General features: G+C 33.1%; 18 protein-coding genes. All 18 read left to right on the forward strand.

What is annotated here, in order from left to right:
• Positions 1–44: 44 nt before the first annotated feature.
• Positions 45–3104 (forward strand): TAT-variant-translocated molybdopterin oxidoreductase, encoded by a 3060-nt coding sequence (locus tag AB2B44_RS02535; protein WP_369047976.1) that lies wholly within the window; start codon positions 45–47, stop codon positions 3102–3104.
• 66 nt (positions 3105–3170) lie between these two features.
• Positions 3171–4574 (forward strand): NrfD/PsrC family molybdoenzyme membrane anchor subunit, encoded by a 1404-nt coding sequence (gene nrfD / locus AB2B44_RS02540; protein ID WP_369047977.1) that lies wholly within the window; start codon positions 3171–3173, stop codon positions 4572–4574.
• Entirely contained in the window at positions 4561–5091 is a 531-nt protein-coding gene (locus tag AB2B44_RS02545) for a DUF3341 domain-containing protein (protein ID WP_369047978.1), read from the forward strand. The genes nrfD and AB2B44_RS02545 overlap by 14 nt, the downstream gene beginning before the upstream one ends.
• A 7-nt stretch (positions 5092–5098) precedes the next feature.
• Entirely contained in the window at positions 5099–5650 is a 552-nt protein-coding gene (locus AB2B44_RS02550; protein ID WP_369047979.1) for a cytochrome c, read from the forward strand.
• 21 nt (positions 5651–5671) lie between these two features.
• On the forward strand, positions 5672–7039 hold the full coding sequence (locus tag AB2B44_RS02555; RefSeq protein WP_369047980.1) for a quinol:cytochrome C oxidoreductase: 1368 nt from the start codon (positions 5672–5674) through the stop codon (positions 7037–7039).
• Between the two features lie 33 nt (positions 7040–7072).
• Positions 7073–8074, forward strand: a complete 1002-nt coding sequence (locus AB2B44_RS02560; protein ID WP_369047981.1) for a cytochrome c oxidase subunit II — start codon at positions 7073–7075, stop codon at positions 8072–8074.
• Positions 8075–8107: 33 nt separating this feature from the next.
• The gene (locus AB2B44_RS02565; RefSeq protein ID WP_369047982.1) at positions 8108–9877 is read left to right on the forward strand and encodes a cbb3-type cytochrome c oxidase subunit I; all 1770 of its coding nucleotides are present in this window, start codon (positions 8108–8110) and stop codon (positions 9875–9877) included.
• Between the two features lie 98 nt (positions 9878–9975).
• A complete protein-coding gene (gene ruvB, locus AB2B44_RS02570) occupies positions 9976–10998 on the forward strand; it encodes a Holliday junction branch migration DNA helicase RuvB (RefSeq protein ID WP_369047983.1) in 1023 nt (340 codons plus the stop codon).
• A 15-nt stretch (positions 10999–11013) separates the two neighbouring features.
• Positions 11014–12747: a SulP family inorganic anion transporter gene (locus AB2B44_RS02575; protein WP_369047984.1), complete on the forward strand. Its 1734-nt coding sequence runs from the start codon at positions 11014–11016 to the stop codon at positions 12745–12747.
• A gap of 109 nt (positions 12748–12856) precedes the next feature.
• A complete protein-coding gene (locus tag AB2B44_RS02580; RefSeq protein ID WP_369047985.1) occupies positions 12857–14272 on the forward strand; it encodes a rhodanese-like domain-containing protein in 1416 nt (471 codons plus the stop codon).
• A 17-nt stretch (positions 14273–14289) separates the two neighbouring features.
• Positions 14290–14685 carry a rhodanese-like domain-containing protein gene (locus AB2B44_RS02585; protein WP_369047986.1) on the forward strand — a complete coding sequence of 132 codons (396 nt, stop codon included), beginning with the start codon at positions 14290–14292 and terminating at the stop codon, positions 14683–14685.
• A 192-nt stretch (positions 14686–14877) separates the two neighbouring features.
• Positions 14878–15591: a UMP kinase gene (gene pyrH, locus AB2B44_RS02590; RefSeq protein WP_369047987.1), complete on the forward strand. Its 714-nt coding sequence runs from the start codon at positions 14878–14880 to the stop codon at positions 15589–15591.
• A 25-nt stretch (positions 15592–15616) separates the two neighbouring features.
• Positions 15617–16171 carry a ribosome recycling factor gene (gene frr / locus AB2B44_RS02595; protein ID WP_369047988.1) on the forward strand — a complete coding sequence of 185 codons (555 nt, stop codon included), beginning with the start codon at positions 15617–15619 and terminating at the stop codon, positions 16169–16171.
• Positions 16172–16291: 120 nt separating this feature from the next.
• Positions 16292–18412, forward strand: a complete 2121-nt coding sequence (locus AB2B44_RS02600; RefSeq protein WP_369047989.1) for a carboxy terminal-processing peptidase — start codon at positions 16292–16294, stop codon at positions 18410–18412.
• A 234-nt stretch (positions 18413–18646) separates the two neighbouring features.
• Positions 18647–20002, forward strand: coding sequence for an NAD(P)/FAD-dependent oxidoreductase (locus AB2B44_RS02605; protein WP_369047990.1), 1356 nt, complete (start codon positions 18647–18649; stop codon positions 20000–20002).
• Positions 19999–21435, forward strand: a complete 1437-nt coding sequence (locus AB2B44_RS02610; RefSeq protein WP_369047991.1) for a 4Fe-4S binding protein — start codon at positions 19999–20001, stop codon at positions 21433–21435. The genes AB2B44_RS02605 and AB2B44_RS02610 overlap by 4 nt, the downstream gene beginning before the upstream one ends.
• A complete protein-coding gene (locus AB2B44_RS02615; RefSeq protein WP_369047992.1) occupies positions 21398–22093 on the forward strand; it encodes a glycosyltransferase family 2 protein in 696 nt (231 codons plus the stop codon). Before AB2B44_RS02610 ends, AB2B44_RS02615 begins: the two co-directional genes overlap by 38 nt.
• Positions 22090–23580: a cellulose synthase family protein gene (locus tag AB2B44_RS02620; RefSeq protein ID WP_369047993.1), complete on the forward strand. Its 1491-nt coding sequence runs from the start codon at positions 22090–22092 to the stop codon at positions 23578–23580. The genes AB2B44_RS02615 and AB2B44_RS02620 overlap by 4 nt, the downstream gene beginning before the upstream one ends.
• The last annotated feature ends 145 nt before the right edge of the window (positions 23581–23725 follow it).

Raw genomic sequence — 23725 nt, forward strand, 5'->3', positions numbered from 1 at the left:
ATATCGTTAGTTATTCAAACTAATATCAAAATAATTAAATATAAATGGCTGTAAACAAAAAATACTGGCAAAGTGTTGAAGAACTAAAAGAAGGTTCTATTGTTGAAACGCTAAGTAAAAATGAATTTATAGAAGAAATTCCTATAGATGAATTTTTAGGAGATAAAAAAACCTTAGAATCATCTTCTACCTCTCGTAGAGATTTTTTAAAGTACGTTGGCTTCACTACTGCAGCAGCTTCATTAGCTGCCTGTGAAGGGCCTGTGCGTAAATCAATACCTTATGTTGTAAAACCTGATGATACTATCGTAGGAGTTCCTGATTGGTACGCTTCTTCAATTGGTGATGGATTTGATTTTGCAAATGTATTGGTGAAAACAAGAGAAGGCCGTCCTATTTTAGTGATGCCTAATAAAGAGGCTAATGCAAGCACTAATGCTCGTATACATGCGTCTGTTTTATCTTTATATGATGTTGCTTTACGTTTACAAGAACCACAAAATAAAGAATCGGTATTAAGCTGGAAAGAGGCACATAGTCAAATTAAAGCAAAGCTTACTCAATTAAAAGACAATAACGAACCTGTCGTATTGTTAACAGGTACTTTAGCTAGCCCTTCTACCGAAAAAATTATTTCTGATTTTATTACTGCTTATCCAAATACAAAACACATTGTATACGATGCTGTTTCAGAAAGTGGTGCTGCAGATGCTTTTGAAACAGTATATGGCAAACGAGCTTTACCTAATTATGACTTTAGTAAAGCCGAAGTAATTGCTTCTATTGGTGCAGACTTCTTAGGTGATTGGCATGGTGGATTTGAAAAATCGTATGTACAAGGTAGAAAACCAGAAACAGGTAAAATGTCTTACCATGTACAACTAGAGGCTAACATGTCTTTAACTGGTGCTAATTCAGATAAACGAATTAATGCAAAACCATCTGAACAAGTATTTGCATTAATTAATTTATACAATGCTATAACAGGTGCTAATTTACCTTCTAAAGAAACCTCAATAGATAAAGAGGTAAAAGAACTAGCTGTTACTTTACAAAAAGCAGGTAGCAAAGGGGTAGTGGTAACTGGTTTAAATGATAAAAATGCACAATTAATTGCATTAGCAATTAATAAAGCTTTAAACTCTGAAATTATTAATGCAGCAAATCCTATATATAAAAGACAAGGAAACGACGCTGCAATGTCACAATTTGTAAGCGATTTAAATGCTGGTAAAATTTCAGGCGTTATTACTTACAACGTTAACCCAGCTTATACTGTAGCAAATACAAAAGATTTTATTGAAGGTCTTAAAAAAACTAAATTATCAGTAGCCTTATCTACTCAAAAAGATGAAACCGCTGTATTAGCTCAATATGCATTACCTACTCCTCACTATTTAGAGTCTTGGGGTGATGTACTAACTTCTGAAGGAAATTATGGCTTAATGCAGCCTACTATTTCTCCACTGTTTAACACCCTTCCATTTCAAGAAGTATTGTTAAACTGGTCTAATGCAGAAGAGCAAAATTATTATAAAGTACTAAAAAGTTTTTGGTCTACAAATGTATTAGAAGGCAAATCATGGAATACCGCATTAGAAAACGGGTTCTTTAAAAAAGAAAATGCCGCTAAAGATGTTACTGCAAATAGTATCGATGTAAATACAGCTGCTCAAAAACTTGTAAGCTCAACAAAACCTTCAAAATACGAATTAAACTTATACGTTTCAACAGGTTTAGGCGATGGAAAACAAGCAAATAATCCATGGTTACAAGAGTTTCCTGACCCTATTACACGAGTATCTTGGGACAATTACCTAAGTGTTTCCATGGCTGACTCTAAAGAACTAGGTTTCGACAATCCTGTTCAAGATAATGGTGCTATTGATGGTAATTATGCTAACGTAACCGTAAATGGCGTAACGATTAATAATATCCCTGTAATTGTTCAACCTGGTCAAGCAAAAGGTTCTGTTGGATTAGCTTTAGGCTATGGAAGAAAACAAGGACTAAAAAAAGAAATGCAGGTAGGTGTAAATGCTTATCCTTTTTTAATTGATGGTAATAACGTTCAATACAATGTAAGTATTGAAAAAGCTAGTGGATGGCATCAATTTGCTTGTCCTCAAGTTCAAAAAACCATTGCAGGTCGTCACGATATTTTAAAAGTTGCCTCTTTAAAAGAGGTAAACGATAAAAACTTAGATCCAAAACATACTTGGAATAAAGAAGCTGAAGTGTCTTACGACCATAAAGAAGTTGAAGCAAAAAGCGTTGACTTATGGGATCCTCATAATCGAGACTTAGGACATCACTTTAACCTATCTATAGATTTAACATCTTGTACAGGATGTGGTGCTTGTGTAATAGCATGTCATGCCGAAAACAATGTACCTGTTGTAGGTAAACACGAAGTAAGAGTGGGTAGAGATATGCACTGGTTACGTATAGATCGTTACTACTCTTCAAAAGTAGAAACCAGAGAAGAAGCGGTTAAAATGGGCTTAGAAAGAGGTGATTTATTTGATGCCTTAGAAAACTCTGCTGAAAACCCAACAGTAACCTTTCAACCTATGATGTGTCAACACTGTAACCATGCTCCTTGCGAAACAGTATGTCCAGTAGCTGCTACCTCTCACGGTCGTCAAGGTCAAAACCAAATGGCTTATAACCGATGTGTAGGTACTCGTTATTGCGCAAATAACTGTCCGTATAGAGTTCGTCGTTTTAACTGGTTTAAATACGCCGAAAATAAAGAGTTTGACTTTAATATGAATAACGAATACGGTAGAATGGTTTTAAACCCAGATGTAGTAGTTCGATCAAGAGGGGTTATGGAAAAATGTTCAATGTGTATTCAAATGACTCAAGCTACCATATTAAAAGCAAAACGCGAAAAACGTCCTGTAAATAAAGACGAATTTCAAACAGCTTGTTCATCGGCATGTACAACTGGTGCAATGGTATTTGGTGATGTTAATAACGAAGAAGACACCGTTGCTTCATTAAAAGAAGACCGAAGAGCATTTCACGTGTTAGATTATTTGGGTATAAAACCTAATGTAGTATACCAAGTAAAAGTTAAAAACACTAACGAAGTATAAATAAAGTTAAATAATAAAAAGTTAAAAGTCTATACTTTATAACCATTAAAATTTAAACAATAAATAATGTCGTCTCATTACGAATCATCTTATAGACAACCTTTAGTACTCGGTAACAAAACTTACCACGATGTTACTGAAGATATTGCAAGACCCATTGAAGGGAAAGCCAATAAAAATTGGTATATCGCATTCTATATCGCACTAGCAGCAATGCTTTGGGGTTTTGGGTGTATTTTTTACACTATCGGAACCGGTATAGGTGTTTGGGGATTAAGTAAAAACATTGGTTGGGCTTGGGATATTACCAACTTTGTATGGTGGGTAGGTATTGGTCATGCCGGTACACTTATCTCAGCAGTATTATTACTTTTCCGCCAAAAATGGAGAATGGCAATTAACCGTTCTGCCGAAGCAATGACTATCTTTGCTGTTTTTCAAGCGGGGTTATTCCCTATAATCCACATGGGGCGTCCTTGGAACGGTTATTGGGTATTACCAATTCCTAATCAATTTGGTTCATTATGGGTAAACTTTAACTCTCCTTTATTGTGGGATGTGTTTGCAATATCTACCTATTTATCGGTATCATTAGTATTTTGGTGGACTGGTTTATTACCTGATTTTGCCATGATTCGTGATAGAGCCATAAAGCCTTTTCAAAAGAAAATCTATTCATTATTATCTTTTGGATGGAGTGGTCGAGCAAAAGACTGGCAACGTTTTGAAGAAGTTTCTTTAGTATTAGCTGGTTTAGCAACACCATTAGTATTATCGGTACACACAATTGTATCGATGGACTTTGCCACTTCTATTAACCCAGGATGGCACTCAACTATATTCCCTCCTTATTTCGTTGCAGGAGCAATTTTCTCAGGTTTTGCCATGGTACAAACCTTACTAGGTATTATGCGTAAAGTAACACACCTAGAAGATTATATTACTCGATTACATGTAGAATATATGAATATTGTAATTATTCTAACAGGTGGTATTGTTGCTGTAGCTTATTCAACCGAATTCTTTATAGCATGGTATACTGGATCACCTTATGAAAATTACACCTATTTATCGTTTGGTGCAGAAGCAGGTCCTTATGGATGGGCATTTTGGTCGCTTTTAATATGTAATATTTTTACACCACAATTATTATGGATTAAGAAAATTAGAAGAAGTTTTATATGGTCATTTATTATTTCAATCGTAATTAATATTGGTATGTGGTTTGAGCGTTTTGATATTATTGCTATTGTATTAAGTAAAGGTCACTTACCATCTACTTGGTGGCGTTTTGAGCCTACTTTTGTAGATGTGGGAATCTTTGTTGGAACCATTGGCTTTTTCTTTGTGTTATTTTTATTGTACGCAAGAACATTCCCTGTAATAGCACAAGCAGAAGTAAAAACCATTTTAAAGTCTTCAGGCGATAAGTATAAAAAATTAAGAGACGAAAACAATGAGCAGCACTAAAATAATTCACGCATTATATAATGATGATGATATCTTAATGGATGCCGTTAAGAAAGTAAGAAAAGCAAATCATCACATCGAAGAAGTGTATACTCCATTTCCAGTACACGGATTAGATAAAGCAATGGGCTTAGCACCTACTAGAATAGCTATCTGTTCTTTTCTATTTGGTTTAACCGGTTTATCCGTTGCTATTTGGTTAACTTGGTATACCATGATTGCCGATTGGCCTCAAGATATTGGAGGTAAACCTAGCTTTACTTGGTGGGAAAACATGCCCGCATTTGTACCTATATTGTTTGAGCTAACCGTATTTTTTGCTGCGCATTTAATGGTTATCACCTTTTACTTACGTAGTAGATTGTGGCCTTTTAAAGAAGCTGAAAACCCTGACCCTAGAACAACCGACGACCATTTTTTAATGGAAATACCTGTAGAAAAAGGTAACGAAGAAGAAATTAAGACCCTGTTAACAGAAACAGGAGCTGTAGAAATTAACGTAGTTGATAAGCACTAATATAGAGATGAAAAAATTTATAAAACTTATAGTAGCTTTACTTGCTTTTACAAGTGTTATTTCTTGTAAAGATAAATCGAACCGTCAAGTACAGTATATGCCAGATATGTATGTAGCTGTACCCTACGAAGCTAATGGAGCCAATGGTATAAACGGCGAAATGGTAGATAAAAAACCTGTTGCTGGCACAATTAAAAGAGGTGGTGTTCCTGCTTTTGAATATCCAAATAACAATGAAGGCTATGAGGCGGCTAAAGCTAATTTAAAATCACCTTTACCTGTTAATCAAGCAAACTTAGACAATGGTAAAAAAATGTTCGATATTTATTGTGCTATTTGTCATGGTCAAAAAGGTGATGGAAATGGTGTTTTACCACAAAGAGATAAGTTCAACGGTGTACCCAACTATAAAGATAGAGAAATTACCGAAGGTAGTATTTACTTCGTAATTATGCACGGTAGAAACTTAATGGGTTCACATGCTTCGCAATTAACGCCAAAAGAGCGTTGGCAAGTTGTACAATATGTAGAAAAATTAAGAAGTGATTTATTAAAATAATCTATAATAGATAATTAAGATATGTACCAATTTTCAGGAAAATTAAAAATATTTGCTATTGCTCTTATAATTTTAGGAGCTTTGGGTACAGCAATTAGTTTTATGAGTGCACCCAAAACCGTTGATGAAGCAAAAGAAATTATTGCTCAACACGATGCACATAACGGCGAACACACAGCAGCAGCTACAGAAGGTCATGGAGAAAAAGTTGCCCATGAAGAAAATGAAGGTACTGCGCATTACGAACACATATTACACCAAATGCAAAACCGTCCTTGGTCGGCATTTTATGTTGCTTTAATATTTTCTTTAGGAATTTCGTTATTAATGCTTGCCTTTTATGCTGCTCAAAGAGTTGCACAAGCAGGGTGGTCTGTTGTGCTATTTCGTGTAATGGAAGCAATTACAGCAAACCTTGTACCTGCGAGTATTATTATGATTGTAATTTTAATATGCTCGTATATGCATATTAACCACTTATTCCCTTGGATGGCCGAAGGTACAGTTGACCCTACAAGTGATAAATTTGACCCCATTATATATGGTAAAAAATGGTGGTTAAACACACCTGGATGGTTAATACGAGGATTTGTATATTTAGCAGGTTGGAATTTCTACAGATACTTTATCAGAAAAAATTCTATCAAACAAGATAATGGCGACTTAAAATTGCACAAAAAAAATTATAACGCATCTGTTATTTTTTTAGTGTTTTTTATGTTATCTGAATCAATGGCTTCTTGGGATTGGATTATGGGATTAGACCCTCACTGGTTTTCAACCCTATTTGGATGGTATGTATTAGCATCGCTTTTAGTAAGTGCTTTAACAGTAACTGCTTTAGTAACTATATATTTACGAAATAAAGGAGCTTTACCTTTTGTTAACAATAGCCATATACATGACTTAGCAAAATTTATGTTTGGCTTTTCAATATTTTGGACCTATTTATGGTTTGCTCAGTTCTTGTTAATTTGGTATGCCAACATGCCAGAAGAAACTACTTACTTTGCAATGCGATTTAACGAATATAAATTACCATTTTTAGGAATGGTAGTAGCAAATTTTGTTTTCCCTGTGTTATTACTAATGAATAGTGATTTTAAAAGTGTTCCATGGTTTGTTACTTTAGCTGGATTAGTAATTTTGGCTGGTCATTACACCGATTTATTTGTAATGATTATGCCTGCAACGGTTGGAGCACATTGGAGTTTTGGTATTCCTGAAATTAGTGCACTATTATTTTTTATAGGCATATTTATTTATGCAACATTTAGTGCCTTTGCCAGAGTTAATCCAATTGCTAAAGGAAACCCCTATATACGAGAAAGTGAAGAATTTCACTACAACAACGTAGAAGACAGAGGACAAGAAAACAATCATCATTAATAAAAATAATATACAAATAATAGTTTAGATAATATGCTCGCTTTATTTTACATTTTTATAGCAATTGCAATAGGAGTTAGTTTTTGGCAAATTACTCGTATTATGAATTTTAGAGAGGTAATTGCTACCGACAAAGACAACAACAGACAAGGAACCTATTTCCTTATTTTCTTAGCAGGTTTATATGCTATGATGATTTACTGTTTAATTGCACTTAATGTTGTTCTTTTACCCGAATCAGCATCTATTGAAGGACAACACGACGATTTGCTATTTGACATCACCTTTGTTTTAATAGGAATTGTACAGTTTGCTGTTCAATTTTTATTATTCTACTTCTCTTATAAATATAGAGGTAAAAAAGGTAAAAAGGCACTATTTTTTGCCGACAGTCATAAATTAGAATTAATTTGGACCGTAATACCTGCAGTAACCATCGTATTATTAATAATGTACGGTTTATGGCAATGGCATAATATGATGTTTATAAACGATAACGAAATAACTATTGAGGTTTATGGAAAACAATTTCAATGGGAAGCTCGTTATGCTGGAGAAGACAACACCTTAGGTTTAGACAATGTAAACTTCATCAAAGGAATCAACACCATGGGAGTTGACATGTCTGACAAAAATGCGCAAGACGACAAACAAGTAACCGAATTATACCTGCCAAAAGGTAGAAAAGTATTATTTAAATTTCGATCACAAGATGTAATCCATTCAGCTTACATGCCTCACTTTAGAGCGCAAATGAACTGTGTTCCTGGTATGGTAACTCAATTTGGCTTTACGCCAAAATACACCACAGAAGAAATGCGTCAAAAACCAGAGGTAATAGCCAAGGTAAACGAAATAAACAAAATAAGAAAAGCTAAAGGAGAAGACCCTTATCAGTTTGATTATTTATTATTATGTAATAAAATTTGCGGTGCTTCGCACTACAATATGCAAATGAAAATTACGGTAGTTGAACCAGCCGAATTTGACAAATGGTTGTCAGAACAAAAAACATTAGCACAAGTTATTAAATAAGATATTTTAAAAGTATATAAAGAGATATAAATTATGTCAGATCATCATCACAAAGAAACATTTGTAACCAAATACATCTTTAGCACAGATCATAAAATGATTTCTAAACAGTTTTTAGTAACTGGTATATTTATGGGAATTATCGGAGTGTTCATGTCTATGCTATTTCGTTTACAAATTGCGTGGCCAGAAAAATCATTTTCAATAATCGAAGCATTTTTAGGATCCCATCAATCTGGTGGTGTAATGAGCCCAGATATATACTTAGCTTTAGTTACCATTCACGGTACCATTATGGTATTTTTTGTGCTAACAGCTGGTTTAAGTGGTACCTTTTCAAACTTATTAATTCCGTTACAAATTGGTGCCCGTGATATGGCATCTGGATTTTTAAATATGCTTTCATATTGGTTGTTCTTTATATCAACCATCGTTATGTTATCTTCGTTATTTATAGAAGCAGGTCCTGCCTCTGCTGGATGGACAATTTACCCCCCTCTTTCGGCACTACCGCAAGCTATACCTGGATCAGGAACTGGAATGACACTTTGGTTAATATCTATGGCTATATTTATCGCTTCTTCATTAATGGGGTCGTTAAATTATATTGTAACCATACTTAACCTAAGAACTAAAGGAATGAAAATGACCCGTTTACCTTTAACTATGTGGGCATTTTTTATCACTGCAATTATTGGAGTAGTTTCGTTTCCAGTTTTATTATCTGCGGCCTTATTATTAATTTTTGATCGTAGTTTTGGCACCTCATTCTACTTATCAGACATCTTTATTTCTGGAGAAGTATTGCATTACCAAGGCGGATCTCCGGTACTCTTCGAACACTTATTTTGGTTCTTAGGGCACCCTGAAGTATATATTGTAATATTACCCGCAATGGGAATTGTGTCTGAAATAATTGCTGTAAATTCACGAAAACCTATTTTTGGATACCGAGCAATGATTGGTTCTATACTTGCTATTGCATTTTTATCTACCATTGTATGGGGGCACCACATGTTTGTTTCAGGTATGAACCCGCTATTAGGTTCTGTATTTACCTTTACCACCGTTTTAATTGCTATTCCTTCTGCTGTAAAAGCCTTTAACTGGATAACAACTTTGTGGAAAGGAAACTTGCAGATGAACCCCGCAATGCTGTTTTCAATCGGATTTGTTTCTACCTTTGTAACAGGTGGATTAACAGGATTAGTTTTAGGTGATTCTGCTTTAGATATTAATGTACACGATACTTATTTCGTAGTAGCTCACTTCCACTTAGTAATGGGAGTATCGGCAATTTTAGGAATGTTTGCTGGAATTTACCACTGGTTTCCTAAGATGTACGGTAGAATGATGAATAAAAAATTAGGTTATTGGCACTTTTGGGTTACCCTTATTGCTGCTTATGGCGTATTTTTCCCTATGCACTTCCTTGGTTTAGCAGGGTTACCTCGTAGATATTACACCAATACTAATTTCCCTCTATTCGACGATTTAGCAAATATTAACGTGGTAATGACTGTGTTTGCCATTATAGGAGGTTTAGGTCAATTATTTTTCTTAGCAAACTTCTTTATTTCTATTTACAGAGGTAAAAAAGCTCCTCAAAACCCTTGGAATGCAAATACTATAGAATGGACCACTCCTGTAGAACATATACACGGTAACTGGCCAGGTAAAATACCTGAAGTACACCGTTGGGCATATGATTATAGTAAAACAGATGAAGATGGTAATTATATACATGGGCAAGACTTTGTTCCACAAACAACCTTGTTACTAGAAGGCGAAGAACCCTCTTAGTTAAAAACTACAATCTTACTTAAAAATAAAAATACCTTTTCAAATCATTTTTTGAAAAGGTATTTTGCTTTAGGCAAATCTCTTATCTTTGTAATACAATGAATGAGAACCTAAATCCTGAAAGCAGTCATTTTTCTAGTGACGAACTAGACCTAGAAAAAAAGCTACGTCCACTTTCGTTTGAAGATTTTACAGGACAAAATCAAGCTATTGAAAACTTGAAAATTTTTGTTGCTGCCGCAAATCAACGACAAGAGGCATTAGACCATACCTTATTTCACGGCCCTCCAGGATTAGGAAAAACCACTTTAGCCCATATTTTAGCCAACGAATTAAACGTGGGCATTAAAGTTACCTCAGGTCCCGTATTAGATAAGCCTGGAGATTTGGCAGGCTTATTAACCAATCTTGATGAACGAGATGTGCTTTTTATTGATGAAATTCACAGGTTAAGCCCCATAGTAGAAGAGTATTTATACTCTGCTATGGAAGATTATAAGATTGACATTATGATTGAATCAGGCCCCAATGCTCGTACCGTTCAAATAAATTTAGAACCTTTTACACTCGTTGGTGCCACAACTCGATCAGGATTATTAACCGCTCCTATGCGAGCCCGTTTTGGTATTAGCAGTAGGTTACATTATTATGATACCGAATTGTTAACCACCATTATACAACGAAGCTCTAAAATTTTAAACGTTCCTATATCTATGGAAGCCGCCATAGAAATAGCAGGTAGAAGTAGAGGAACGCCTAGAATTGCAAATGCTTTATTACGTAGAGTACGCGATTTTGCACAAATAAAAGGAAATGGTAACATTACCATAGAAATTGCAAAATTTGCGCTAAAAGCATTAAACGTAGATGCTCATGGTTTAGACGAAATGGATAATAAAATACTTGCTACTATTATCGATAAATTTAAAGGTGGCCCTGTAGGTATAAGCACATTAGCAACTGCCGTTAGTGAAAATGCTGAAACTATAGAAGAAGTTTATGAACCCTTCTTAATTCAGCAAGGTTTTATAATGCGCACACCTCGAGGAAGAGAGGTTACCGATTTAGCCTATAAACATTTAGGCAGAATAAAAGGAACTAGCCAAGGAGAACTTTTTTAATTTGGATAAAAGCTTATGATACAAAAATTTAAAAAAATTGTACCAATTTTAGAGTGGCTACCAAATTATAAAGCTTCATATTTTAAAGGCGATTTTGTTGCAGGAATAACCACAGCCATTGTTCTTATTCCGCAAGGTATTGCATATGCCCTTATTGCTGGGCTACCCCCTATTTATGGATTGTATTGTGCATTAGCCCCTCCCTTAATGTATACTATTTTTGGCTCGTCTCGTCAAGTATCAGTAGGCCCCGTTGCTATGGATTCTTTAATTGTTGCTACTGGAGTTTCTTCTTTTGCTCTCGCAGGATCAGAAAGTTATATAGCCATTGCTATTTTATTAGCTTTTATGGTTGGTTCCATTCAACTTTTAATGGGTGTTTTTCGGTTAGGTTTTATCGCTAATTTTTTATCAAAACCAGTTATAACAGGGTTTACTTCTGCCATAGCCTTAATTATTGGTCTAAACCAATTTCGAAACCTATTAGGGGTAGATTTTATGCAATCTGATCAAATCCACATCTTACTAGAAGATATTGTTAAAAATATAACCAACTACAATAAACACATCGCTATAATTGGATTAATTTCAGTAGTAATTATAATTATATTTCGAAAAATCAATAAAAAATTACCCAGTGCTTTAGTTGTTGTTATTTTAGGTATTGTAATTGTTCGTTATTTTGGTAAAACTTTAAGTGACGTAGCCATTGTAAAAGATATTCCTTCTGGTTTTCCTAAATTTTCAATTCCTGAAATTAGTCTCGGGCAAGTTAAACAACTTTTGCCCATAGCCTTAACTTTAGTAATGGTTGGCTATCTAGAAACAATTTCAATAGGAAAAACCTTAGAATCTAAACAAGAAGAATACCGAATTCGTCCAAATCAAGAGCTTATTGCTTTAGGTATTGGAAACCTCGTAGGTTCATTGTTTAAAGCATATCCAACAACCGCAGGCTTTTCTCGCTCAGCTATTAATGCCGAGTCTGGAGCAACTAGCGGAATAGCATCTGTTATTTCGGTTGTTATAATTATAATTACACTATTATTTTTCACCCCCGTATTTTACTATTTACCTAAAACAGTATTAGCTGCCATTATAATTGTGTCGGTTTTTAATCTAATAAATTTAAAGGAAGCTCGTTATTTATGGAAAGCAAATAATTTAGATTTTTGGCTATTAATGGCGACATTTTTAGCAACACTATTTTTAGGTGTCAAATATGGTATTATCACAGGTGTAGGCTTGTCGCTTATTGTATTAATTTATAGAACTTCAAGACCTTATGTGGCTGAATTAGGAAAAGTACCCAATTCTAATTTCTATAAAAATAAAGAGCGTTTTGCAGATGTTATTATTGATAATGAAATTTTAGTTTTCAGATTCGATGCACAACTATTTTATGCCAATGCTAATTATTTTAGAGACAAATTAGACGAAATGGCAGAAAAAAAAGGAGTGGTACTGAAATTGATTGTTTTAGATGGAGAAAGCATTAATAGAGTAGACAGTACAGGAATAGAAATGCTTAAAGAACGGGTAAAATATTACAAAAATAAAGGTATAACATTTTACTTTGCAGGTATAAAGGGACCTGTAAGAGATGTGATGTTTAGAAGTGATATGCTAGATGTTATAAGTATTAATCACTTTTTTATGCGAGCCAACGGAGCCGTAAACTTTTATAAAACAGGAGACCGAGAGCATCAAAAAAAATACGCCCAATACATACACCAAGCATATTCTTAATATTTGTTTGCATAAAATGTAGAAAAATCAAGAACCAAAATAAATAACAACCTAGTTAAATTAACTACTCTAAAAAATAATATTAAATTAAGACCCAATTTACAAACTCATGAAAATAGAACAAATTTATACAGGATGTTTAGCACAAGGCGCTTATTATATAGAAAGTAATGGCGAAGCAGCAATAATAGACCCTTTGCGAGAAGTTCAAGATTATATAGACCGAGCCGAAAAAGATAATGCAAAAATTAAATATATTTTTGAAACTCATTTTCATGCTGATTTTGTTAGTGGCCATGTTACCCTAGCAGAAAAAACTGGTGCTACTATAGTTTATGGCCCCAATGCAAACCCAAATTTTAAAGCACATATTGCTACTGATGGTGAGGTTTTTACCCTTGGCGAGGTAACACTAACAGCCTTACACACTCCTGGTCATACAATGGAAAGTACAACCTTTTTATTAAAAGATAAAAATGGTAAAGATTACGCTATTTTTAGTGGCGACACCTTGTTTTTAGGCGATGTAGGTCGCCCTGATTTAGCCCAAAAAGGCTCTTTAACTCAAAACGACTTAGCAGGTTATTTATACGATAGTTTACGAACTAAAATTATGCCTTTAGCAGACGATGTAATTGTATATCCTGCGCATGGTGCGGGTTCAGCATGTGGTAAAAATCTAAGTAAAGAAACTGTAGGCACTATTGGTAGCGAAAAAAAAACCAATTATGCGCTAAGAGAAAACATGTCTAAAGAAGAGTTTATAAAAGAAGTTACCGAAGGGTTATTACCACCACCAGCCTATTTTCCCTTAAATGTAAAATTAAATAAAGAAGGTTATAAATCAATAGACGAAGTTATAAAAACAGCTGCAAAAGCCTTATCTGTTGATGATTTTGAACTTATTGCTAACGAAACAGATGCTTTAATTTTAGATGTTCGTTCACAAGCAGAGTTTAAAAAAGGATTTATACCCCAATCGATTTTTATTGGTTTAGAAGGAACATTTGCCCCATGGGTAGGTGCATTAATAAAAGATGTTACACAACCTATTTTATTAATAACTCCTGAAGGAAAAGAAGAAGAAACCATTACACGCCTTTCACGAATTGGATTTGATAATGTTTTAGGATATTTAGACGGAAGTTTTGGTGCTTGGAAAAACGCAAATAAGGAAATAGACCATGTTAACTCTATATCTGCTGAAGAACTTGAGCAAAAAGCCTCAAAAAACATTGCGGTGTTTGATGTAAGAAAACCTGGCGAATATGATAAAGAACATATGATAGGCGCTGTAAATACTCCGTTAGATTATTTAAACGATTACATTGATGAGTTCAAAAAAAATAGCACCTCTTATCTACATTGTGAAGGCGGATATCGCTCTGTAATAGCAATATCTATTTTAAAAGCTAGAGGATACCACAATGTGGTTAACATTGATGGTGGTTATAAAGCAATTGCCAAAACAAACATTAAAAAATCTGAAACAAAGACTTGTTCGTTAACATCGAAAAATAATTAAATCTTAAATTTATTAAAATGAAAAATATTGTTATTAGTTTATTTACTGCTATAATGTTAACCGCTTGTAATCAAGCCCAAGAAGTTAAATCAATTTCTACATCAGAATTAAAAACTTTATTAACCAAACAATCTATTCAGTTATTAGATGTTAGAACCCCAGAAGAATATAATCGAGGGCATATTGAAAATGCAAAACAAATTGATTTCTATTCTCCAAATTTTTTAACTGATGCCATTAAAAATATAGATAAATCGAAACCTGTTTATATCTATTGCCATTCTGGAGGAAGAAGCCTAAAAGCATCTGAAATGTTAAGTAAAAAAGGCTTTAAAACCGTTAATGTAGAAGGTGGTTTTAGCGCATGGAAAAACACAATTCAAAATAATAATTCTAAAGATACAGTACATTAACTTTTAATAAAACTAAAGGCATCCCCTTATAATTATCGTTACACCATGTTTTTCATATACTGAGTTTTATTTAAAATTTTACAAAAACACTTTTACTAGCTAATTTTTGCTCTCTAAACTCTCAAAAAAAATATGTAGCTTTGCACAGCTTTGCCTTTACCGTAAAGGCGAGACTTTTTAATGGTAAAACAAATGCAGTATAAAAGAATCCTTTTAAAATTAAGTGGTGAAGCCCTAATGGGTAATCGCCAATATGGCATAGATCCAGAAAGACTTAAAGAGTACGCCTTAGAAATAAAAGATGTAGTTGATAAAAATATTGAAGTTGCTATTGTTATTGGCGGTGGTAATATTTTTAGAGGTGTATCAGGAGCTGCAAATGGAATGGATAGAGTACAAGGAGACCATATGGGTATGTTGGCCACTTGTATAAACGGGCTTGCCTTACAAAGTGCTTTAGAAGACATTGGTGTGCACACTCGTTTACAAACCGCTTTAGAAATAAAAGAAGTGGCAGAACCGTATATCAAAAGAAAAGCCATTCGCCATTTAGAAAAAGGACGTGTTGTTATTTTTGGCGCAGGTACTGGAAACCCTTACTTTACAACCGATACCGCAGCTGTTTTACGAGCTATTGAAATTGATGCCGATGCTATATTAAAAGGTACTCGGGTTGATGGTATTTATAATACCGACCCCGAAAAAGATAAAAATGCCGTAAAATTTCAAAGTATAACCTTTAAAGATGTTATTGAAAAAGGACTAAAAGTAATGGATATGACCGCCTTTACTTTAAGCGAAGAAAATCAACTACCCATTATTGTTTTTGACATGAATACCAAAGGAAACCTACTTAAACTTATTTCCGGAGAACAAATTGGAACAATAGTTGATAATAATAGCTAAATCGTTACAAAAAACATCATAAAACATGAACGAAGAAATCGAATTTATTTTAGATACTGCTAAAGAAGCAATGACTAACGCTGTTGAACATTTGGTAAAAGAATTACGCGCAATTAGAGCGGGTAAAGCATCACCATCAATGTTGGCAAACGTTCAAGTAGATTATTATGGTTCTGCTACCCCTCTAAGTCAAGTAGCTAATATAAATACCCCTGACGCGCGTACAATTTCTATTCAACCTTGGGAAAAAAACATGTTGCAAGAAATAGAAAAAGCAATTATGATTGCGAATTTAGGTTTTAACCCCATGAATAATGGCGAAAACATTATTATAAATGTACCTCCTTTAACCGAAGAACGTCGTCGTGATTTAGCAAAACAAGCAAAAGCAGAAGCAGAACACGCTAAAGTAGGTGTTCGCAACGCACGAAAAGATGCTAATAACGAGATAAAAAAGGTAGATGTTTCTGACGATATGAAAAAAAATGCAGAAAACGATATTCAAAATTTAACCGACACCTTTGTACGCGAAATTGACGCAAAGTACACAACCAAAGAAAAAGAAATTATGACCGTGTAAATTTCTTAACACAAAATCAAGTGTTAAAGTTTTTCTTAATCTTAGCGTAAGAAATAAAAACATTGGCATTATTTTAGTAGTTTGCACGTCAAAACACATTAATTCACTAATAAAAGTTTTATGAAGACGAACTTTAAAACTATTGTCGCTTTTATTACACTAGTTGCACTTACCTGTAACACTATAAGTGCTAACACTACTAAAGACCCTGAAAAAGATAAAGTAATTATTTATGTACTAAGAAATATCTTAACACGAGGACATTATGTGCAAAAAGAACTAGACGATACTTTTTCTGAATATATTTACAATGAGTTTATTAATAACCTAGACCCAAGTAAACGCTATTTTACCCAAGAAGATTTGAAAGAATTTTCGCAATACAAATACGAAATAGACGATCAGTTAAAAGATAGTGATTTAACTTTTTATAATTTAGTATACCATCGTTTCTTAGAAAAAATACAATCGGCAAAAACCTATTATAGCGTTTTATTATCACACCCATTTAATTACAAAAAAAATGAATCTATTGATATAGATTACGAAAAAATTCCTTTTGCAAAAAACGAAAAAGAACTTGTAGACTATTGGCGAAAACAACTAAAATTACAAGTTTTAGGAAATATTGAAGCTACTGAAGAAGCAAATAAAGAAAAACTAAAAACCGACAAAAACTTTAAAAAACCGACATTTTCAACAATAGAAGCTGAGGCGCGAAGTAAAGTAAAAAAAGACATGGATGATTTATACATCCGTATAGATGAATTAGAAAATTCAGACTGGTATTCTACCTTTTTAAACAGTGTAGTAAGTGGTTTTGACCCACACACCTCATATATGTCGCCCGACATTAAAACACGTTTCGACCAAGATATGTCTGGTAAATTAGAAGGCATTGGTGCTCGATTATTTAAAAAAGGAATTTATACAGAAATTGATGAGTTAATTTCTGGCGGACCTGCGTGGAAACAAGGCGAGTTAGAAACTGGAGATATTATTTTAAAAGTAGCTCAAGGCGACAAAGAACCTATAGACATAGTAGGTATGCGTTTAGATGATGCTATCAAATTTATTAAAGGCCCTAAAGGAACCGAAGTTAGGCTAACCGTTAAGAAAAAAATAGACGGTTCTATTAAAGTAATTTCGATTATTAGAGATGTTGTAGAATTAGAAGAAACGTTTGTAAAATCGAGTATTGTAGAAAAAAACGGTAAAAAATACGGCGTTATTAACCTTCCCAAATTTTACATTGATTTTAAAGATCAAAATAATCGAGACTCTGCCAAAGACATGGCAATAGAAATAAATCGATTAAAAGAACAAGGGGTTGAAGGTCTTATTGTAGACTTGCGAAATAATGGTGGAGGCTCTCTAAAAACCGCTATTGAAATAGCCGGTTTATTTATTGATAAAGGCCCAATTGTACAAGTGAAATACAGAGGAGAAAATCCTATAATCAGAGACGATACAGACCCTAAAATACAGTGGAATGGTCCTCTAGTAATAATGGTAAACGAACTATCTGCCTCTGCATCTGAAATTTTTGCTGCTGCCATGCAAGACTATAAAAGAGCTATTATTATAGGAGGCAAACAAACCTATGGTAAAGGCACTGTTCAAAATATTTTACCATTAAATAAATTTGCACAAAATTATCCTGAAGATTTAGGAGTTATAAAAATGACTATCCAAAAATTTTATAGAATTAACGGAGGGTCTACTCAAATAGAAGGTGTTTATTCAGATATAGCCATGCCCGATAGATATAGCTATATGGAATTTGGCGAACGTGACTTAGATGAAGCATTACCTTGGGATAAAGTGCCTCAAGCCAAATACCAAAAAACAAACTCATATTCAAATTTTGCAGATGTAGTATACAAAAGTAAAAACAGAATTAATAATAGCGCAAAATTTCAAGCAATAAACGAGTATGCTAAATGGTTGAAAAAAAATCAAGATGACACCACCTACTCTTTAAATTATGAGTCTTTTAAAAAAGGAAATGAAGCAAAAGAAAATGAGATTAAAAAATTTAAAGATGTATTTAAATACCAATCCGATTTAACTTTTACATCTCCAAAATACGAACTCCCTTTATTTAAAAAAGATACCGTTTTAGAAACTAAACGTAAGGTTTGGCATAAAAATCTAAGTAAAGATATCTACGTAAACGAAGCATTAAATGTGTTAAGCGAGCTAAAAATGAACCCTAAACACGAAATTGTAAAAAAATAATTTGTTTCACCATAACGTATACGCTTCTTAAATATTTATTGAAGAATTCTAATTTTTAACTAAATTACCATTTTAATATTTTAACTTAATAGGGTTAAAAATAGTTGGTGTTTTGTTATTAATCGGTTTTCGTATTACGCTATTGACTCTTAGGTCAAAAAAAATATTTATATTTATTCTAGCTTAATACTAAAAGCACCTCTTAATTTCGACTACTTAACAACAACTCGTATTATGGAGCATATTGCTATTATTGGAAATGGAATTTCAGGTGTTACTGCAGCTCGTTTTATTCGTAAATTTTCTAATAAAAAAATAACACTAATTTCTGGCGAAACAGATTACTTTTTTTCGCGTACAGCTCTTATGTACGTATATATGGGACATCTAAAATTTCAGCACACACAACCCTACGAAAATTGGTTTTGGAAAAAAAATCGAATCAATTTAAAAAAAGCATGGGTTACTAAAATTGATACTGAAAACAAGCTGTTAAAATTTGCCAACCATGAAACATTAAGCTATGATAAATTAATTATTGCAACAGGTTCTAAACCCAATAAATTAGGTTGTCCAGGAGAAGATTTAAAAGGAGTTACAGGTATGTATTCTAAACAAAATCTTGAAAAAATAGAACAATACACCCCCAACAATAAAATTTGCAAAAAAGCAATTGTTGTTGGAGGGGGATTAATTGGGATAGAATTAGTAGAAATGTTACGTAGCAGAAATATACCCGTTACCTTTTTAGTTCGAGAACAAAGCTTTTGGAATAGTGTTTTACCCAATCAAGAATCACAAATAATTACCAACTATATTAAAAAACAAGGAATTGATTTAAGATTAGAAACCAATTTACAAGCAATAAAAGCAAATAATAATGGGTACGTAAAATCAATAATTATAAACGAAACAGGTGAAGAAATACCTTGTGATTTTGTAGGATTAACTACAGGTGTTTCACCTAATATCGACTTTATTAAAAATAGTTCTATTGAAACCAATCAAGGTGTTTTAGTTAATCATTTTTTAGAAACCAATATAAAAAATATATATGCTATTGGCGATTGTGCCGAACAAAGAAATTCTATTAACAATCGCCCCAATATTCAAGCACTTTGGTATACTGGGCGCATGATGGGAGAAACCGTAGCGCAAACCATTTGCAGCAATAAAACAGAATATAAACCAGGGCATTGGTTTAATTCGGCTAAGTTTTTAGATATCGAATACCAAACTTACGGCTCTGTTTCTAACGAAAAAAACAAAAAAGAATATGAATTACATTTTCAATGGAAACACCCAAATAACACCAAATGTATTACCCTTGCATATCATAAAAAATCAAAACTGTTTTTAGGTATTAATACCTTTGGTATTCGAATGCGTCATGAAATTTTTGATCGGTGGCTTACTCAAAAAAAAACAATAACTTATGTTTTAGAACACTTAGCAAGTGCTAATTTTGATCCTGAATTTTATAAAAAATACGAACCTGAAATTATAGCAAAATATAATCATGAAAACGACACCCATATTCAATTGAAAAAGAAAAATCTAAAAACTATTTTTAAAAATATAATAACATGAACAAGTGGAATAGTTTAGCTTTTTCTAATCCTCATAAAACCCCTTTAAATACCGTTCAAAAATTAAGTTTAGGATCGGCTTTATTAGGTGTTTTTATCTTGTTAGTGGCTTGGTTTGGAATAACCTTTAAAAACAAAACTTTGTTTTTATCGCTCTCATTTTTATTAATTTTTGTAGGCTCTATAGTTTACACACGAGCAACCTATTTAAAACATCCTAGCAAAAGCAAAAACAATGGCGTTTGGTTTAATACATTGTCAAATAGAGGTGTTATAGGCTGGGCACTAGCCGTTTTACTAACCCTTTTTTATGTATTATTATATTGGTATCCAAAATATCTAGGATTAAGCCTAGACGAAAGCCCTAATACAGGTTTAATAGCCTTATTTGACCCGCTAAGTGAATTTTTTAAAAACAAACCTGCTAATCAATGGTTTGTTTACGGAACGCTTTATACACTTGCTATTTTAACCTTAGGAGTTAAATTCATGTATAAATATAGAGACAATAAACATCAACTCATTAGAACTAGTGTGGTTATTGCCTCTCAACTTTTTTTAGCTTATTTAATTCCTGAAATTTTAGAAGGATTACATGCTGAACTGCCTTACTTTTCAAAAGATATTAAAAATATGTGGCCACTAAACTACTATTTTTTTGAATCGTGGCACCTTAATAACATGATGCACAGTGGCTCGCTAGGTATGTTTTATTTAGTTACGGGCATATTTATGTTTGCTATTTTTACACCTATTATTACCTATTTTACGGGTAAAAGATGGTATTGTTCATGGGTTTGTGGGTGTGGTGGCTTAGCCGAAACTGCGGGCGACTCTTTTCGGCAGTTATCATCAAAAAAAATAAGTGCATGGAAACTTGAACGTTGGTCAATACACAGCGTAATGCTATTTATTTTTATAGTTACTTCAGTAGTATTATATGGTTATTTTACAGGAAAAGGAGAAGTTTTTGGGCTAGATATATATACCTATTTTAGTAAGCCTTACGGATTTTTAATTGGCGCCATGTTTTCAGGAGTTATTGGGGTTGGTTTTTACCCTTTATTAGGCAGTCGTGTTTGGTGTCGGTTTGGCTGTCCATTAGCTGGGTATATGGGTATTATTCAACGTTTTAAGTCTCGATTTAGAATTACTACTAACGGCGGCCAATGCATTTCTTGTGGTAATTGCTCTACCTATTGCGAACAAGGTATTGATGTACGTGCCTATGCTCAAAAAGGAAAAAATATTGTGCGAGCAAGTTGTGTAGGTTGTGGTATTTGTTCAGATGTTTGCCCTAGAGGTGTTTTAAAATTAGAAAATGGCTTTGAAAAAGGACGTATAAACGCTACCGAAATTTTGTTAGGTAACAATGTTGATTTGATAAAATTAGTTAATGAAACTCATAATAAAAGTAATTATACCCGCTTATAACGAACAAAATTCTATTGCTAAGGTAATACACGATATTCCTAAACTAGTAGATGAAATTATTGTAGTTAACAACAATTCTACCGACAAAACCAAAGAAAATGCCTCGCAGGCTGGAGCAACCGTTTTACTCGAAGTTAAAAAGGGATATGGATATGCTTGTTTAAAAGGAATGCACTATTTAGCACAACAAAAAAACAAACCTGATATCGTTGTTTTTTTAGATGGTGATTATTCTGACTATCCCGAACAACTTATTAAAATAATAAATCCTATTATACATCATCATTTTGATTTTGTAATTGGTACACGCGTAAAAGCACTAAGAGAAAAAGGAGCTATGACACCTCAACAAATTTTTGGCAATAAATTAGCCACTTTTTTAATGACGCTTTTTTTTAACGCAAATTTTACTGATTTAGGTCCTTTTAGAGCAATAAAATACGACACCTTGCTAGCACTAAATATGGAAGATAAAACCTACGGTTGGACAGTAGAAATGCAATTAAAAGCACTAAAACAAAAAATAACCTATACCGAAGTTCCTATAAACTATAGAAATCGAATAGGAGTATCTAAAGTTTCAGGCACTATAAAAGGCAGCGTACTAGCGGGTATAAAAATACTAGGTTGGATTTTTAAATACAGCTTTAAAAAATGATTTTAACCTACTTAATTATAGCTATTTACACAATTTCTATTGTGCTTATTTTTATATATGCTCTTGGTCAACTTAACTTGCTTTTCAACTATTTAACCGTTCAAAAAAAAAATGATACTGCTCCTAAATTCAATTTAAATAATCCAGATCAAATTCCGTATGTAACAATTCAGTTACCTATTTATAACGAATTATATGTAGTAGAACGCCTACTAAAAAATATAGCAAAAATAAACTATCCCTCATCTAAATTAGAAATTCAGGTATTAGATGATTCAACAGACGAATCATTACAAAGCACAGCAAATTTAATTTTACAACTACAGAAAAAAGGAGTAAATATTCAACACATCACTAGAAAAAATAGAATAGGGTTTAAAGCAGGTGCTCTAAAAGAAGGTTTAAAAATTGCTAAAGGAGAGTTTATCGCTATTTTCGATGCCGATTTTTTACCTCAACCCGATTGGCTACATCAAACCATTCCCTATTTTAAAAATCCTAAGATTGGTGTGGTTCAAACCCGATGGGGGCATATAAACAAAAATTACTCTACCCTTACAAGGGTTCAAGCATTTGCTTTAGATGCTCATTTTATACTCGAACAAAAAGGCAGAAATGCTAAAGGCTATTTTATCAATTTTAATGGTACCGCTGGTGTTTGGCGTAAAAAATGCATTTTAGACGCTGGTAATTGGCAAAGTGATACGCTTACCGAAGACCTTGACTTAAGTTATCGAGCACAACTAAAAAATTGGGAATTTAAATATTTAGAACAGGTAGAAACACCTGCCGAATTACCTGTAGTAATAAGTGCTGCTCGCTCACAACAATTTCGATGGAATAAAGGAGGGGCAGAAAATTTTCAAAAAATAGCTATACAGATTATTACCAACAAACACATTGCTACAAAAACAAAAATTCAGGGAATAATGCACCTACTAAATAGCTCTATGTTTGTATGTGTATTTATAGTAGCCGTACTAAGTATCCCTATGCTGTATATTAAAAATGAATATACCCATTTAAAAGGATATTTTTATGCACTAAGTTTGTTTGTTAGTAGTTCTGTTATTTTTTTTATTTGCTATTGGTTTATGTATAAAGCCATTTATGGTAAAAGCTTTAAAAACTTTATACAATACATTGGTGCTTTTTTTACTTTTTTTTCGATTGTAATGGGGTTTTCTTTACACAATACTATTGCTGTTATAGAGGGGCATGTCGGTAAAAAAAGTGAATTTATACGTACCCCAAAATTTAATATTAGAAATTTAAAAGACAGTTGGCGAAATAATAAATATATTCAAAAAAAAATATCGCTAAACGTAATTTTAGAGGGGCTTTTAGCCGTTTATTTTGCCTTTGGTATGTATAGTGCTTTTATTGTAGGTAATCAAGGTGGCGACTTTGCTTTATTTCCATTTCACTTAATGCTTTTTATAGGGTTTAGTTTTGTGTTTTTTAATTCGCTATTTTCAAGAGCCTAATGTTTTTACTTTCAAAATACAAACCCTTTTTACTAGTTACAATAAGTGTTGTTTTCTACTTTTTTTTAGGCTATTTTTTAAAAAGAACACAGTTTAACACACTAATTTTTATTTGGATTACACTTTTTATATGCTATTATTTTTT

Source organism: Tenacibaculum sp. UWU-22, from assembly GCF_041021355.1.
Taxonomy (GTDB): Bacteria; Bacteroidota; Bacteroidia; order Flavobacteriales; family Flavobacteriaceae; genus Polaribacter.

Bases quoted from the DNA above. Each gene is read 5' to 3' on its own strand.
- AB2B44_RS02535 (WP_369047976.1), top strand. From the start codon at position 45: ATGGCTGTAAACAAAAAATACTGGCAAAGTGTTGAAGAACTAAAAGAA.
- nrfD (WP_369047977.1), top strand. From the start codon at position 3,171: ATGTCGTCTCATTACGAATCATCTTATAGACAACCTTTAGTACTCGGT.
- AB2B44_RS02545 (WP_369047978.1), top strand. From the start codon at position 4,561: ATGAGCAGCACTAAAATAATTCACGCATTATATAATGATGATGATATC.
- AB2B44_RS02550 (WP_369047979.1), top strand. From the start codon at position 5,099: ATGAAAAAATTTATAAAACTTATAGTAGCTTTACTTGCTTTTACAAGT.
- AB2B44_RS02555 (WP_369047980.1), top strand. From the start codon at position 5,672: ATGTACCAATTTTCAGGAAAATTAAAAATATTTGCTATTGCTCTTATA.
- AB2B44_RS02560 (WP_369047981.1), top strand. From the start codon at position 7,073: ATGCTCGCTTTATTTTACATTTTTATAGCAATTGCAATAGGAGTTAGT.
- AB2B44_RS02565 (WP_369047982.1), top strand. From the start codon at position 8,108: ATGTCAGATCATCATCACAAAGAAACATTTGTAACCAAATACATCTTT.
- ruvB (WP_369047983.1), top strand. From the start codon at position 9,976: ATGAATGAGAACCTAAATCCTGAAAGCAGTCATTTTTCTAGTGACGAA.
- AB2B44_RS02575 (WP_369047984.1), top strand. From the start codon at position 11,014: ATGATACAAAAATTTAAAAAAATTGTACCAATTTTAGAGTGGCTACCA.
- AB2B44_RS02580 (WP_369047985.1), top strand. From the start codon at position 12,857: ATGAAAATAGAACAAATTTATACAGGATGTTTAGCACAAGGCGCTTAT.
- AB2B44_RS02585 (WP_369047986.1), top strand. From the start codon at position 14,290: ATGAAAAATATTGTTATTAGTTTATTTACTGCTATAATGTTAACCGCT.
- pyrH (WP_369047987.1), top strand. From the start codon at position 14,878: ATGCAGTATAAAAGAATCCTTTTAAAATTAAGTGGTGAAGCCCTAATG.
- frr (WP_369047988.1), top strand. From the start codon at position 15,617: ATGAACGAAGAAATCGAATTTATTTTAGATACTGCTAAAGAAGCAATG.
- AB2B44_RS02600 (WP_369047989.1), top strand. From the start codon at position 16,292: ATGAAGACGAACTTTAAAACTATTGTCGCTTTTATTACACTAGTTGCA.
- AB2B44_RS02605 (WP_369047990.1), top strand. From the start codon at position 18,647: ATGGAGCATATTGCTATTATTGGAAATGGAATTTCAGGTGTTACTGCA.
- AB2B44_RS02610 (WP_369047991.1), top strand. From the start codon at position 19,999: ATGAACAAGTGGAATAGTTTAGCTTTTTCTAATCCTCATAAAACCCCT.
- AB2B44_RS02615 (WP_369047992.1), top strand. From the start codon at position 21,398: ATGAAACTCATAATAAAAGTAATTATACCCGCTTATAACGAACAAAAT.
- AB2B44_RS02620 (WP_369047993.1), top strand. From the start codon at position 22,090: ATGATTTTAACCTACTTAATTATAGCTATTTACACAATTTCTATTGTG.